The 13,234-nt window shown below is 74.3% G+C and carries 14 protein-coding genes and 1 pseudogene; 6 read left to right on the top strand and 9 right to left on the bottom strand.

All coding sequences use genetic code 11. From position 1 onward, the window contains the following. Positions 1 to 783, top strand: a 783-nt coding sequence (locus E1258_RS22720) for a beta-phosphoglucomutase family hydrolase (protein WP_243715621.1), incomplete at its 5' end; no start/stop codon positions are given. Then, positions 780 to 3,152 carry a glycoside hydrolase family 65 protein gene (locus E1258_RS22715; protein WP_132404683.1) on the top strand — a complete coding sequence of 791 codons (2,373 nt, stop codon included), beginning with the start codon at positions 780 to 782 and terminating at the stop codon, positions 3,150 to 3,152. The genes E1258_RS22720 and E1258_RS22715, both read left to right, overlap by 4 nt. Positions 3,153 to 3,165: 13 nt before the next feature. On the opposite strand, the gene E1258_RS22710 is transcribed toward E1258_RS22715, so the two are convergent. Both E1258_RS22710 and E1258_RS22705 read right to left on the bottom strand, forming a co-directional pair. Further along, positions 3,166 to 3,348: a hypothetical protein gene (locus E1258_RS22710; RefSeq protein ID WP_132404687.1), complete on the bottom strand. Its 183-nt coding sequence runs from the start codon at positions 3,346 to 3,348 to the stop codon at positions 3,166 to 3,168. A 134-nt stretch (positions 3,349 to 3,482) separates the two neighbouring features. Continuing rightward, positions 3,483 to 3,567, bottom strand: a pseudogene (locus tag E1258_RS22705) (MerR family DNA-binding transcriptional regulator); the annotation flags it as partial. 178 nt (positions 3,568 to 3,745) lie between these two features. Between E1258_RS22705 and E1258_RS22700 the strand changes: the two are divergent. After that, on the top strand, positions 3,746 to 4,429 hold the full coding sequence (locus tag E1258_RS22700) for a dienelactone hydrolase family protein (RefSeq protein WP_132404681.1): 684 nt from the start codon (positions 3,746 to 3,748) through the stop codon (positions 4,427 to 4,429). Between the two features lie 10 nt (positions 4,430 to 4,439). Here E1258_RS22700 and E1258_RS22695 read toward each other — a convergent pair whose 3' ends face one another. Continuing rightward, complete coding sequence (locus tag E1258_RS22695) at positions 4,440 to 5,549, bottom strand: AI-2E family transporter (protein WP_132404679.1); 1,110 nt, start codon at positions 5,547 to 5,549, stop codon at positions 4,440 to 4,442. 195 nt (positions 5,550 to 5,744) lie between these two features. Between E1258_RS22695 and E1258_RS22690 the strand changes: the two genes are divergently transcribed. From E1258_RS22690 to E1258_RS22680, 3 genes are all read left to right on the top strand, one after another. Continuing rightward, positions 5,745 to 5,930, top strand: coding sequence for an antitoxin (locus tag E1258_RS22690; protein WP_132404677.1), 186 nt, complete (start codon positions 5,745 to 5,747; stop codon positions 5,928 to 5,930). Positions 5,931 to 6,135: 205 nt separating this feature from the next. After that, a complete protein-coding gene (locus tag E1258_RS22685; protein WP_132404675.1) occupies positions 6,136 to 7,338 on the top strand; it encodes a cytochrome P450 in 1,203 nt (400 codons plus the stop codon). Between the two features lie 13 nt (positions 7,339 to 7,351). Beyond that, positions 7,352 to 7,600 carry a ferredoxin gene (locus E1258_RS22680; protein WP_132404673.1) on the top strand — a complete coding sequence of 83 codons (249 nt, stop codon included), beginning with the start codon at positions 7,352 to 7,354 and terminating at the stop codon, positions 7,598 to 7,600. A 182-nt stretch (positions 7,601 to 7,782) separates the two neighbouring features. Here the strand turns inward: E1258_RS22680 and E1258_RS22675 are convergent, their stop codons facing one another. From E1258_RS22675 to eccB, 6 genes are all read right to left on the bottom strand, one after another. Next, positions 7,783 to 8,124, bottom strand: coding sequence for a YkvA family protein (locus E1258_RS22675; protein WP_132404671.1), 342 nt, complete (start codon positions 8,122 to 8,124; stop codon positions 7,783 to 7,785). Positions 8,125 to 8,221: 97 nt separating this feature from the next. After that, entirely contained in the window at positions 8,222 to 9,040 is an 819-nt protein-coding gene (locus tag E1258_RS22670; protein WP_132404669.1) for a hypothetical protein, read from the bottom strand. Between the two features lie 224 nt (positions 9,041 to 9,264). Then, on the bottom strand, positions 9,265 to 9,696 hold the full coding sequence (locus E1258_RS22665; RefSeq protein ID WP_132404667.1) for a hypothetical protein: 432 nt from the start codon (positions 9,694 to 9,696) through the stop codon (positions 9,265 to 9,267). A 174-nt stretch (positions 9,697 to 9,870) separates the two neighbouring features. Then, entirely contained in the window at positions 9,871 to 11,103 is a 1,233-nt protein-coding gene (locus E1258_RS22660) for a WXG100 family type VII secretion target (protein WP_132404665.1), read from the bottom strand. Then, a complete protein-coding gene (locus E1258_RS22655; protein ID WP_132404663.1) occupies positions 11,096 to 11,464 on the bottom strand; it encodes a hypothetical protein in 369 nt (122 codons plus the stop codon). The genes E1258_RS22660 and E1258_RS22655 overlap by 8 nt, the downstream gene beginning before the upstream one ends. A 103-nt stretch (positions 11,465 to 11,567) precedes the next feature. Beyond that, positions 11,568 to 12,980 carry a type VII secretion protein EccB gene (gene eccB, locus E1258_RS22650; protein WP_132404661.1) on the bottom strand — a complete coding sequence of 471 codons (1,413 nt, stop codon included), beginning with the start codon at positions 12,978 to 12,980 and terminating at the stop codon, positions 11,568 to 11,570. Positions 12,981 to 13,234: the final 254 nt, after the last annotated feature.

The raw sequence follows: 13,234 nt of genomic DNA, 5'->3' as shown, positions 1-13,234 counted from the left end.
GTGCTGGGCCTGCCTGCTCATGTGACCGCCTGTCTCTTCGACCTGGATGGTGTGCTGACGCAGACCGCCCGGGTGCACAACGCCGCGTGGACCCAGACGTTCGACGTGTTCCTCCAGCGCCGCGCGGCGGTCACCGGGAAGCCGTACCGGCCGTTCGACCCGGGGCCCGACTACAACCGGTACGTCGACGGGAAGCCCCGGGCCGACGGGGTGCGGTCGTTCCTCGCCTCCCGGGGCATCGTCCTGCCGGAGGGCTCGCCTGGCGACCCCCCGGACGCGGACACCGTCTACGGGGTCGGCAACCGGAAGAACGCCATCCTGCTGGAGCGCATCCGCACCGACGGGGTAGAGGTGTACCCGGGCTCCGTGACGTACCTCAGGGCGGCGGCCGACGCCGGCCTGCGCCGCGCGGTCGTCTCGGCGAGCGCGAACTGCCGCGACGTGGTCGCCGCCGCCGGGCTGGAGCCGCTGCTGGAGGCCCGGGTGGACGGGGTGGTCGCTCGTGAGCGGGGGCTGCGCGGCAAGCCGTACCCCGACACGTTCCTGGCGGGCGCGAAGCTGCTCGGCGTCGACCCCGCGCAGGCGGCCGTCTTCGAGGACGCGCTGGCCGGGGTGGCCGCCGGACGGGCCGGCGGGTTCGGGTGCGTCGTCGGTGTCGACCGGGTGGGCCAGGCCGACGAGTTGCGCGCGCACGGGGCGGACATCGTGGTCGCCGACCTCGCCGACCTCGTCGGCGCGGGGGCCGCCCGAACCACTGGCAACGACAGGGGGACCCTCGCATGATCCGCGAGCGCGCCTATCCGGTGGAGCCGTGGCACGTCCGGGAAACCCGCCTCGACGTGGACGTCCTGGCCCAGTCCGAGTCGGTCTTCGCGCTCTCCAACGGGCACTTCGGCCTGCGCGGCAACCTGGACGAGGGCGAGCCGCACGGCCTGCCCGGCACGTACCTGAACAGCTTCTACGAGCTGCGCCCCCTGCCGTACGCCGAGGCCGGTTTCGGGTTCCCCGAGTCCGGCCAGACCATCGTCAACGTCACCAACGGCAAGCTGATCCGGCTGCTCGTCGACGACGAACCACTCGACGTCCGGTACGGCGAACTCCTCGCCCACGAGCGGGTCCTCGACCTGCGCGCCGGCACCCTGCACCGGGAGCTGCACTGGCGTTCCCCGGCCGGGCGCGAGGTCAAGGTCCGCAGCACCCGGCTGGTGTCGTTCACCCAGCGTTCGGCCGCCGCCATCAACTACGAGGTGGAGGCGGTCGACAGGCCCCTGCGGCTGATCCTCCAGTCGGAGCTGGTGGCGAACGAGACCCTGCCGGCGCAGAGCGGCGACCCCCGGGTGGCGGCGGTGCTGGAGTCGCCGTTGCAGGCCGAGGAGGAGTTGACCACCAACGACGGCGGGCTGCTCATCCACCGGACGAAGGTCAGCGGACTGCGGGTGGCCGCCGCCATGGACCACGACGTGTTCGCCCCGGAGCACACCACCGTGGACACCGAGGGGTACGAGGACTGGGTTCGTACCACCGTCGGCTGCGTGCTGAAGCCTGGCGAGAAGCTGCGGGTGGTCAAGTACCTGGCGTACGGCTGGTCGAGCCGCCGGTCGCTGCCGGCGCTGCGCGACCAGGTCGGCGCGGCCCTCACCGGGGCCCGCCTCGACGGCTGGGACGGGCTGCGCCGGGAGCAGCGGGAGTACCTCGACGAGTTCTGGGACGCCGCCGACGTCCGGGTCGAGGGCGACCCGGAGGTGCAGCAGGCGGTGCGGTTCGGGCTGTTCCACGTGCTCCAGGCCGGCGCACGGGCCGAGCGCCGGCCGATCTCCGCGAAGGGCCTCACCGGCCCGGGGTACGACGGGCACGCGTTCTGGGACACCGAGATGTTCGTGCTGCCGGTGCTCACCTACACCCAGCCGGGCGCGGTGCGCGACGCCCTGTACTGGCGGCACTCCACCCTCGCCCAGGCGCAGGAGCGGGCCCGGACGCTGAGCCTGACCGGGGCGGCCTTCCCGTGGCGGACGATCGGCGGGCCGGAGTCGTCGGCGTACTGGCCGGCGGGGACCGCCGCGTTCCACATCGCCGCCGACGTCGCCGACGCGCTGCGCCGGTACGTCCTGGTCACCGGGGACGAGGTGCTGGAGCGGGAGATCGGGCTGGAGCTGCTGGTCGAGACGGCCCGACTCTGGCGTTCGCTCGGACACCACGACCGGCGCGGCCGGTTCCACATCGACGGCGTGACCGGCCCCGACGAGTACACGGCCGTGAAGGACGACAACATCTACACCAATTTGATGGCGCAGCGGAACCTGCTCGCCGCCGCCGACTGCGCGATGCGGTTCCGGGACGAGGCGATCGACCTGGGGGTGACCGAGGAGGAGGCGGCGGCCTGGCGGGACGCGGCGAACGCGATGTGCGTCCCGTACGACGAGGGCGTCGACGTGCACGAGCAGGTGGAGGGGTTCACCCGGCTCCAGGAGTGGGACTTCGAGAACACCCCGGCCGAGAAGTACCCGCTGCTGTTGCACTACCCGTACTTCGACCTGTACCGCAAGCAGGTCATCAAGCAGGCCGACCTGGTGCTCGCCATGCACTGGCGGGGGGACGCGTTCAGCGACGAGGAGAAGCGGCGCAACTTCCTCTACTGCGAGCGGCGGACCGTACGGGACTCGTCGCTGTCGGCCTGCACGCAGGCGGTGATCGCGGCCGAGGTCGGCTACCTGGAACTGTCCCACCGGTACCTGCGCGAGGCCGCGCTGATGGACCTGCACGACCTGAACGAGAACACCCGGGACGGGGTGCACATGGCGTCGCTGGCGGGGGCGTGGATCGCGCTGGTCGCCGGATTCGGCGGGCTGCGCGACCACGACGGGCTGCTCGCCTTCACGCCCAGGCTGCCGAGCCGGCTCGACCGGCTGGAGTTCTCGTTGCAGTGGCGAGGGCTGCGGCTACGGGTCGACGTCCGGGCGCACCAGACGACGTACGCGCTGCGGCACGGCCACCCCGACGACGTGATGGAACTCCGGCATCACGGCGAGAAGGTCCGGGTGACCTTCGCCGAGCCGGTAACCGTGCCGGTGCCGCCCCTCACGCCGCCCTCCATCGAACCGGAGCAGCCGCCCGGTCGGGCACCCCTGCTCCGGCTCCCGGAGCAGCTCGGCTGAGCCCGGGGAGGGCTCAGAACTGTCTCCCGTTGGAGGGGCGACCGGCCGCGTCGTGCGGGGCCACGGCGCGCGGGTCGTCGGCGGTACGCGCCTGCGCCGCCTCGTCCGCCCAGTCCCGGCCGCGCTCGGCGTCCCGTTCCCGCTGTTCGTCCCGCTCGGCGGTCTGCTGCCGGGACCTGTCCCGCTGTCGGGCCATGACGATCCTCGCGATCTGTCGGGGCGCGGCTGCGCCGGTGTTGCGGTCACCCCGGGCCTTCCCGCTCGGCCGGGGTGCAAACGACGCCGTCCAGGGCTCCAGGCTGGCCAGGGCCGCCAGCGCTCCAGGCTGCCAGGGCCGGACCAGCCCCTGCGACTCGTAGTACCGCAGGGTCCGGGCGCTCGTACCGGCACGTTCCGCCAGCTCGCCGATCAGCATCCGCCCCTTCTTCACCCACCTCTGCCGCCACGCTAGACCTTGCCGTCGATGTCAAGGCAACGGCGAATCCCGGTTGCCGGGGCGGGTAAGGCAACCGGCGGACGGCCGGCTCCGATACCGGGGCCCGGCGGCCGGCCCGGGACACCGGGCCTGGCGGACGACGGGGGAAGGATGTGCGATGGCGAGGCGCGGACAGGTGGGCACGACGACCCGGGGGCGCGAGGTCACGATCCCGGCGGGGGGCGCCGGGCTGCCGGCCGACGTGCTGGTCCCGGCCGGGGCGACGGGCGTGGTGCTCTTCGCGCACGGCAGCGGCAGCTCCCGGCACAGCCCTCGGAACGTCGCCGTGGCGAAGGTGCTGCACGAGCGGGCCCTCGGCACGGTGCTGGTGGACCTGCTCACCCAGGAGGAGGACCGGGTCGACGCCCGTACGGCCGAACTCCGGTTCGACATCGGTCTGCTCGCCAACCGGCTGGCCGAGATCGTGGACTGGATGGCGGCCGAGCCGACGCTGGGCCGGCTGCCGGTGGGTCTGTTCGGCGCCAGCACCGGGGCCGCCGCCGCTCTGGTCGCCGCGGCGGCCCGCCCCGAGCAGGTCCGTGCCGTGGTCTCCCGGGGTGGCCGGCCGGACCTGGCCGGCACCGCCCTGCCCCAGGTGGCCGCCCCGACGTTGCTACTGGTCGGCGGGCTGGACGAACAGGTGATCACGCTGAACGAGCAGGCGATGGCGGAGCTGGGCGAGGTCGGCGAGCTGCGGGTGGTGCCGGGCGCGACCCACCTGTTCGAGGAACCGGGCGCCCTGGCGCAGGTCGCCGACGCGGCGGCCGACTGGTTCGCCACCCACCTGCGCCCGCCCGCCTGACGGCGGTGGGTCAGGCCGGTCGAGCGGTGGCGGCCTGCCGGTGCCGCTGCACGGTGTCGATCACCCGGTACGCGACCGCCGTGATCGGCACCGAGACGAACGCCCCGGCGATCCCGGCGATCAGCGTGCCGGCGGTCACCGCCACCAGGATCACCGCCGGATGCAACTGGACCTGCCGCTTCATCACCAGTGGCTCCAGCAGGTTCCCCTCGATCTGTTGCACGGCGATCACCGCGGCCAGGGTGAGCAGCGCGATGGTCGGCCCCTTCGCGGCGAGCGCCACCAGCACCGCCACCGCCCCGGCCACGGTGGCGCCGATGATGGGGACGAAGCCGCCGAGGAAGGTGATCAGGGCGAGCGGCAGGGCGAGCGGCACCCGCAGCAGCACCAGGGCCAGGCCGATCCCGAGAGCGTCGATCGCCGCGATGATCATCGTGCCCCGGCTGTACGCGCCGAGCGTCCGCCAGCCCACCCGGCCGGCCTCGGCGGCGACGTCCCGGTTCGGGCCGGTCGTGCGGCGCAGCACCCAGTGCCACATCGACCGGCCGTCCTTGAGCAGGAAGAAGAGCAGCACCAGGGAGAGCAGGACGGAGCCGGCGACCTCGGCGGCCGTACGTGCCCCGCCGACCGGGTCGGGTACGCCACCGCCCAGCCCGTCCCGGGTCTGCCTGATCAGCTTGTCGAGCTGGGCGTCGGTGACCGGGAGGGTGGAGGTGGCGAAGTCCCGGGTCCGCTGGAGCCCCTGGTCGAGTTCCTGGCTCAGCTCGCCGAACTGGCTCGCGGTCAGGTTCCACACCAGCGCCCCGACACCGACCAGGATGCCGAGCAGGAACAGCACGGTGAGCAGGGCGGCCAGCGCCGCCGGCAGCCGGAGCCGGCGCAGCAGGAGCAGCACCGGGTCGAGCAGGGCGGTGAGGAAGAGCGTCACGGCCAGCGCGATGGCCAGCGGTGCCAGCAGCACGGCGATCTTTCCGACCAGGTACAGCCCGGCGACGACCACCACCAGGCAGGCGCTCCAGAGCACGGCGGAGCGAACCAGCCACGGGAGCCCCGTCCACGCCTGCCGCGGCCCCGCGCGGCTCCCGCCGTCCGTCGTACCCCCGGCACCGTCGTCGACCACGTCAGCCCTCCCGCCTTCCGGCGACGTCCATACCCGTACGCCGACTCTCCGACACCACACCGCACCGCGCGCGAATCTCGGACAAGCTGTCGTTCGGACGGAGCGACAGCTGTCCAAGGTCGGCCGCAGGGTTGGCGGTTTGTGGGTGCTGGGGCAGGGAAGGCCGCCCTTGAGGAACGAGCGGAGGAGGAAACCGTGAGCGACTTCCTGGACAAGGCCAAGGACTTCGCCGACAAGCATGACAAGCAGGTCGACCAGGGCATCGAGAAGGTTGGCGACATGATCGACCAGCGCAGCGGCGGCAAGCACGGCAACCAGATCGACAAGGGTGTCGACATGGCGCAGCGGCGTACCGGTGAGGGCGACACCTCGCCGCGCTGACCTCGACCCGGCTCCCGGGCGTCGCCCAGCGGCGGCCGGGACCGTCGTGTCTCGCCGGGAGCGAACCGGAAATCCATCCCGGCTCACTGGCCGATCATCGAACTCTCTCGCTACGATCCGTATTCGGGGTATGACCCCAGGTGGGGTCCTTCCCGGCGGACCGGGCGGCCCGACGGCAGGGTCGCAGACGAGAGGAAGTCATCCGGTGACCGACACATCCGAGGCGACGATCCAGCGCTATCCGTTCAGCGATCCCGACCGGCTCGACCTCGATCCGCGCTACGCCCGGCTGCGCCGCGACGAGCCGCTGATCCGGGTCAGCCTGCCGTACGGTGCGCCGGCCTGGCTGGCCACCCGGCACGCCGACGTGCGCATCGTGCTCGGCGACGCCCGGTTCAGCCGGGCCGCCGCCGTCGGGCGGGACGAGCCGCGCAACACCCCACGGCAGATCAAGGGCGGCATCCTGTCCATGGACCCGCCCGAGCACACCCGGTTGCGCCGGCTCGTGGCCCGCGCGTTCACCGCGCGCCGGGTGGAGGAGCTGCGGCCCCGCACCCGGCAGGTGGCCGACGAGCTGGTCGACAACCTGCTCGCCGCCGGGCCGCCGGCCGATCTGGTGGCGCACGTGGCCACTCCGCTGCCGATCCGGGTCATCTGTGACCTTCTCGGCGTGCCGGTCGCCGACCAGGACCGGTTCCACACCTGGTCGGAGGCGATCGTCTCGACCACCTCGCTCAGCGAGGAGCAGGTCGAGCAGTACATGGGCAACCTGTTCGCCTACATGGGTGAGCTGATCGCGCGGCGGCGCGAGGAGCCGACCGACGACCTGCTCAGCGCGATGGTCCGGGCCCGCGACGCCGACGACCGGCTCAGCGAGGAAGAGCTGGTCGAGCTGGCCGCGGGACTGCTCGCGGCCGGGCACGAAACCACCGTCACCCAGATTCCCAACTTCGTGTACGTCCTGCTACAGCACCCCGACGAGTGGGCCCGGCTGCTGGCCGACCGGACACTGGTTCTCCGTGCGGTCGAGGAGCTGATGCGGTTCGTCCCGCTCGGCGCGACCACCGCCTTCGCCCGCTACGCGAAGGAGGACATCGAGGTCGGCGGAGTCCTGGTACGCGCGGGTGAGCCGGTGGTCGTGTCGATCCCGTCGGCGAACCGGGACGAGACGGTCTTCGCCGACGCCGACCGGCTCGACCTCGGCCGGGAGGTCAACCCGCACCTGGGCTTCGGGCACGGGGTGCACCACTGCATCGGTGCCCAGCTCGCCCGGATGGAGCTCCAGGTGGTGCTGGAAACCCTGCTCGACCGCACCCCCGGGCTGCGCCTGGCGGTGCCCGAGCCGGAGCTGACCTGGAAGAGCGGTCTGCTGGTACGCGGCCTCACCGCGATGCCGGTGGCCTGGTGAGGGGGAGGATCAGGTGAGCGCGGAGGAAGAACGGCCCGGCCTCGGGTGGCGGCTGCACGTGGACCCGACCCGGTGTATCGGCTCGGGCATCTGCGCCGGGACGGCACCCAAGCACTTCGAGTTGGTCGACGGGCTGTCCCGCCCGATGGCCGAGCGGGTGGCGCCCGCGCAGGCGGTGCTCGATGCGGCCGACTCCTGCCCCATGGAGGCGATCCTCGTCTCCGAGGCGGAGAGCCGCCGGCAGATCGCCCCGGAGCCCTGACCGGCGGGGACCGTCGACATCAGACCGCGCGGGCATCGGATGGCCGACATCGGCCGGTCGGCATCAGAGCACGGCATCAGAGCACGGCATCAGAGCACGGCAGTGGGGCGCCGGCATCGCAGCGGTGACCGGCGCCGCTGCCTGTCGAGCCCTCGGGGAAGGGCGCGACAGGCAGCGTCCCGTCAGGACTCGGTTGTCTTGCCGGCACGGGTCGTTTCCGCGTACGCCGAGGGCCGGCCGGGGAGCCGACGCTGGGCGGCGCGGTGCTGCCGGACGAGCCGGTTGAGGTAGAGCAGGGCGGCGGCGAGCACCCCGATGTCGTCCAGGTAGATCGGGTCGGGGAGCACGTCGATCGGGAAGATCGTGTAGGCCAGCGCGCCCCAGAAGGCGACCTTGCCGCCGATGCCCAGCGTGCCGAGCAGCTTGCGGGTGCGGACCACCCGCACGGCGAGCACGACAGCACCGGCGAGCGTCGCCGCCAGGACGAGGCCGACGACCACCAGCAGCCAGGTGCGCTCCGTCATGCGCCCACGCTAGCCGATGGGGTGCAAGGAAGGGCCCCTCGTCAACGCCTGCGGTATAGAAGGGTCCCCTTCTCACCCCGGAGCCGGGTGGGCTGGTTCAGGCCGGTACGGCGGCCCGGCCCCGGGCCACGGTCGGCGCGGGGCGGGCGACCGCCGGCATCTCGCGGGTCTGCTCGACGCCCGGCGACGGCTCGTCGGTCACCCCGGGCAGCAGCGACGCCTGCTCCTGCTTGGCGGGCGCGGTCGCGGCGAAAGCCTCGTCGCGTAGGCTGCGCGCGGCGACGGCGGCCTGCTCGGCGGCCTGCCAGGCGGCCTGCTCCCGATCCCGGGCGGCCTCCTGCCGGGCGCGCAGATGGTCCCGGACGGCCCGGCGCAGCACCAACTCCTGGTCGACCGGGTGCAGCCGGGGGTCCCACCCGTTGCGGTGCGCGAAGACGTCGCTGAGCTGCTCCTCCGACAACTCCCGACGCCAGTACGCGTCCAGCGCGGCCCGGTGCAGGTAGCGCTCGCGGTCGGCGTACTCGGCGGGGGTGCGCTCGGTGTGCGGACGGGGCAGGGCCGTGGTGGCCGACAGCCGGCGGACGTCGGCCTCGGCGGCCTCGTACGTCTGCCACGCCGCCTCGACCTCTTCCTGGGCGGACAGCCACTCGGCCCGCATCCGGCGGGCGGTGGCCGCCGCCCGTTCCGCCGCGGTCGCCACCTCGTCGGCGTAGCGGCGGCGGGCCCGTTCCTCGGCGGCCTCCTCCAGGAGGCTGGGCATGGCGGCCGCGCGGATCCGCCCGCCGATCACGGAGCGAAACAGGTCGGGCCGGGCGACCAGGCCGGCGACGGCGACGACGGCGAGGCCGAGCAGGGCCAGCCAGATCGCGGCGGCCCGGGGTACGTCGAGCAGGACGGAGGAGAACGCGGTCGGCATGAGGGGCACCTCGGATGGGACGACGTGGACTGAAGGTCGGGGCCCGCGATGCGGGCGGGGGCGGCGCGTCGACCGGTGCCGGACGGGACTCCCACCGGGCCGTCAGCTTCGCGAATGACGGCGGCCGGGGTCGTCGGCGGCCCGGCAGGGGCGCGGCCGTTGCCGGGTTCGCGGCGAGCCGATGCGGTGCCGGGGCGGCCGGGATCGGCGGGTAGCGGCCCGGGTCAGTGCCGGGGCGGACCGCGCCGCACGACGGTGCCGCCGGCCGGGTCGACGGCGGGGCGGTCGACCGGAACGGTCACCACCGCGACACCCGCCGGGGCGGGAGCCGGCCGTCGTGCGTCGCCGGGAACCGGCCGGGCCTGCTGCGGGGCGGCCGGATCGGTGCGCGGTGTGGCCGTCACGCCGGGGCCGGGGCTCAGCGAGTCGACCCGACTGGACACGACGACGGGGCGGGCCAGCCCGGTGGCCGCAGACGCCGTGGCGGGGGCGGCGGCCGTCAGCGCGGAGACCCCGCCGAGACCGACGGCGAGGACCAGGGCGGTCAGCGCAAGGCGACCCAACTCCCCGATGCGGCGCACCGTCGACTGCCACGGAAGGCGTGACCCGCGCAGCGTCGCCGGCCGGGAGGGGCGGACGATCGCTGCGGGCTGCACCACACCAACCTATCGCCGTTCCGGGCCGCCCGCAGCCTCGGCCGGGGGGTCACGTGGTGACCCGGGCCACGACCCGTCGCTGTGGACAGACGACACTCCATCGACAGCCAGGCTGGAGAAGGATGCGGAGCCCTCCCGGGAAAGGAGGGCCCCGCATCGTACGAATGGCGAGCGTCAGCCCGCGCCGAGCACCGGCGGGACGCCCGGGTCGCCGTCCTGCCAGACCATCTCGTCCTCGGTGAGCCAGGTCAGCCGCTCGTCGGACTCGTCCTCGTCGGTCCGCCCGTGCCCGCCGAGCACGCCCGCCCGGCCGCCGCCGGCCCCGTTCGCGCCCATCCGGCCGACTCCCGTGGCGGCCCGGTGCTCGGCCCCCGCCAGGCCGCCCGCTGGCCGTGCCGCCACCGTCGCGCCGGCACGGGCCGACCCGGCCAGCGAACCGGTGCCGCCGCCGAGCACACCGACCGGTGCCCCGGCCGGCGCGCCGAAGAGTAGCCCCGTCCCGGCGCCGGCCGAGGCGGTGGCGGTCACGCCAACCGTCGGGCCGACCGGCAGCCCGCCGCCGGGCGGCGGAGCGGCACCGGCGAGGGACGTCCCGGTGCCGAGGTCGGTGCCGGCGGCCCCGCCCGTGCCGTCCGGCGAGGTCGACCCGCCGTGGTCCACGCCCGGCGACGTCGATCCGCCGTGGTCCACGCCTGGCGACCCGGCGTTCGGCCCGTCCGTCGGAGCGCCCGGGGCGTCCACCGTGGCATGGCCGGTGGTCGGAGTGCCGCCGAGGCCCGGCGCGCGCCCCGGCGCGTGCGCCCCGGGGCCGGCCGTCGGCGTCGACGTGCTGGTGCTCGGGTCGTACGGCAGGTCGCGGTCCGGCGCCGGCGGGTCGACCAGCCGGCCGTACGCCGAGAGGTCGTAGCCGGCGGCCAGCTCGGCGACCACCTGAACCATCCGCCGGTGTGCCTTCTCCTGCTCGGCCTTGTCCTGCTCGTGCCCCATGAAGCCGCCGACGATCGCGCCCGGCAGGCCGCCGGTCAGACCGCCCGTGATCGCCCCGGAGATCGCCTTGTCGTGGTCGTCGGTCTCGGCCGGGCTCTCCGCCTCCTTCTGCGCGGTGCGCAGGTCGGTGGCCATCAGCGTCAGCCCCTGGCGCACGTCGGCCATTCCCTCGGAGAGGGTGGACGAGTAGTCGACGATCAGCGACACCCGGCGCTGGAACTCCTGGCCGGCGTCGCCCGTCCAGCCGTTGGCCAGCTTCTCCAGGTCGCCGCGCAGGTCGCGGGCGAGGTCGTCGAGGGTGCCCTTCATCGAGTTCCAGCTCGTGGCGAGCCCGTCGATCTGCTCGGGGTCGCCAGCCCGCACGGCCTCGTACAGCTCCTGGTGGCTGACGTGCTGGTAGCGCGCGGTGTACTCAGACACGAGGGTCGTCCCTCCCGTTCAGCGCGTCGTCGACCCCGGTGAGCGCGGCGGCGATGTCGGCGGCGTTGGCCGCGTTGCGCGCCTCGGTGGTCCGGTAGTTGGTGAGGATCGTGCCGGTCGCGCTCTGCGCGGCCTTCACCGCGTCGCGGAGCCGCCCGACCCGCTGGGCGTAGCTCGCCTGCAGCGCCGAGTAGCGCCGGGCGTTGCTGGTCGCGTCGGCGAACGTGCCCAGATCCGGCGGCCGGCACTGCAACTCGGTGCTGAGCTTCTTGAGCACGGCCTCGGCCTCGGCGAGCCGCGCGGCCAACCGCCGCTGAAAGTCCTCCAGGGACAGTACGTCGACTGTCGTGCGCCCGGTCATGGCATCCCCGTACGTCGTCGATAACCGTTGGCACGGATCAGGTTAGTGGACGGCGGCCAAACCGGGCGACCCGTGACGAGGACCCGATGGACGAGCGGGCCCGTCACGAGCCCGGGGCGAAATAGGCGAGCGCGTCCTGGCGTTCCAGGGCGGGACCCGTCGGGATCAGGGTCAGCAGCGACGCGGGCACCGCCAGCGGCGACACCCCGCCGTACCCGAGCGCGGTCAGCGCGTCGCCCGACCGGGTGCCCATCGGGTGACGTACCCCCTGGGCGGTGATCAGGTAGACGGTCGAGCCCGGCGCGCCCGCGTCGCCCTCCCCGGCGCCCGGGGCGGCCTGGGCCAGGACGCCCTTCCCGCCTGGCAGCAGCACCTGCTCGGCGGTGCGGACCGCGTCCCGGTCCCCCTGCCGGACCGGGGTGCCGGCCGGGCCGGTCAGCTCGGGCGGCACCCGGTCGAAGACCTCCAGGGTGGTGGTGGGCGGCGCGTCGGCGGTCGGCCTGCGGTAGGTGGCGCAGAGCACCGTCCGGCCCGCCTGCACCGGGTGCAGCTGCGGCAGCGTGCGCGGCGTCCCCTCCGGCTCCACCCGCTGCCGGGTCAGCAGCCGGCCCGCCTGGTCCGGGGTGATGTCGGTGACCCGGCCGCCGTCGCGCAGCAGCAGCAGTGCGGTGACCTCGCCGATCGACGCCAACCCCTCCCGGGTCAGCACGTAGTGCTGGCCGGCGGCCCGGAACACCTCGCCGACCCGGGCGGGCCCGTCGCCCACGGTGTGCCGGCTGGTCTCGCCGTCGCCGGGTAGCTGCGGCTCGCGTAGCACCGGCCCCGTCGGCACGGCGTTGAGGAGCTGCTCGCCGACCGTGAGCGTGGTGGCGCCGGCCATCCGCAGGGCGGCGGTCGCCGGATCCCCGCCGGCGATCCGCAGCCGGGCGTCGCCCGTGAGCAGGTACCGCCCGCCGTTCACGGTGACCAGCACCGCCCGGTCGCCGAGCGGCACGCCGCCGGAGAGCGGCCGGTCGATCACCACGTGTGTGGTGGACCGGTCGGGGGCGGCCGGATCCGGCACGTCGCAGACCGACCAGGGCAGCCCGATCAGCGACTTCCGGTCGGGCAGCGCGTCCGGCGCGCCGACGATCCCGACGGTACGTCCGCGCGGCCGGTCCGCGATGGACGCCCGCGACATGGTGCGCACCGTCGGATCCGCCTCGTCGAGGACGAGCCGGGCCGAGGCGTAGTTCAGGGTCGGGTGCAGCAGGCCGTCCACGTAGACGTACGTCGCCCCGGTCTCCCGCTCGATCACCAGCGTGTTCGCCTCCAGCGGCGCGGCGTTGCCGGTGAGCTGGCCGTACGCGCCGACGCCGCCGAGCACCACCGCCGCGGCCACCACGCTGCCGACCACCGCCAGGCCGAGCCGCCGCATCGGCAGGTTCGTCGTCTCGGGGTCGCCGGAGAGCAGCGCGGAGACGATCCGGCGGGTGACGAAGCGGTACGCCTGCACCTGGTCGCGGCGGGTCCGCATGGCTTACCTCCGGCGGCGGGTCGGGCCGCGACGATCGAGTCCGACGGCGGGGTGGGGCCGCGGCGATCAGGTCCGAGCAACGCCGCGGGCTTCCCTACGATAAGGGCTTGCCGGCCGGTCACCGGGGCCACCGCCGCCCGGGACGGGACCACCGCCCGCCCGAGCCGGCCAGGAGAGCCGCTGTCGAGAAGGGACGCCACCGATGACGCAGGTCCAGGGGCCACCGGGCCGTACGGCCGCGCCAAGGGCTCGTC

The organism is Micromonospora sp. KC207, assembly GCF_004348615.1.
Lineage (GTDB): Bacteria > Actinomycetota > Actinomycetes > Mycobacteriales > Micromonosporaceae > Micromonospora.
This window is presented reverse-complemented; position numbering and strand designations above follow the sequence as displayed.

Coding starts and splice junctions, on each gene's coding strand:
- E1258_RS22715 (WP_132404683.1), top strand. CDS start 780: ATGATCCGCGAGCGCGCCTATCCGGTGGAGCCGTGGCACGTCCGGGAA.
- E1258_RS22710 (WP_132404687.1), bottom strand. CDS start 3,348: ATGGCCCGACAGCGGGACAGGTCCCGGCAGCAGACCGCCGAGCGGGAC.
- E1258_RS22700 (WP_132404681.1), top strand. CDS start 3,746: ATGGCGAGGCGCGGACAGGTGGGCACGACGACCCGGGGGCGCGAGGTC.
- E1258_RS22675 (WP_132404671.1), bottom strand. CDS start 8,124: ATGACGGAGCGCACCTGGCTGCTGGTGGTCGTCGGCCTCGTCCTGGCG.
- E1258_RS22670 (WP_132404669.1), bottom strand. CDS start 9,040: ATGCCGACCGCGTTCTCCTCCGTCCTGCTCGACGTACCCCGGGCCGCC.
- E1258_RS22655 (WP_132404663.1), bottom strand. CDS start 11,464: ATGACCGGGCGCACGACAGTCGACGTACTGTCCCTGGAGGACTTTCAG.
- eccB (WP_132404661.1), bottom strand. CDS start 12,980: ATGCGGACCCGCCGCGACCAGGTGCAGGCGTACCGCTTCGTCACCCGC.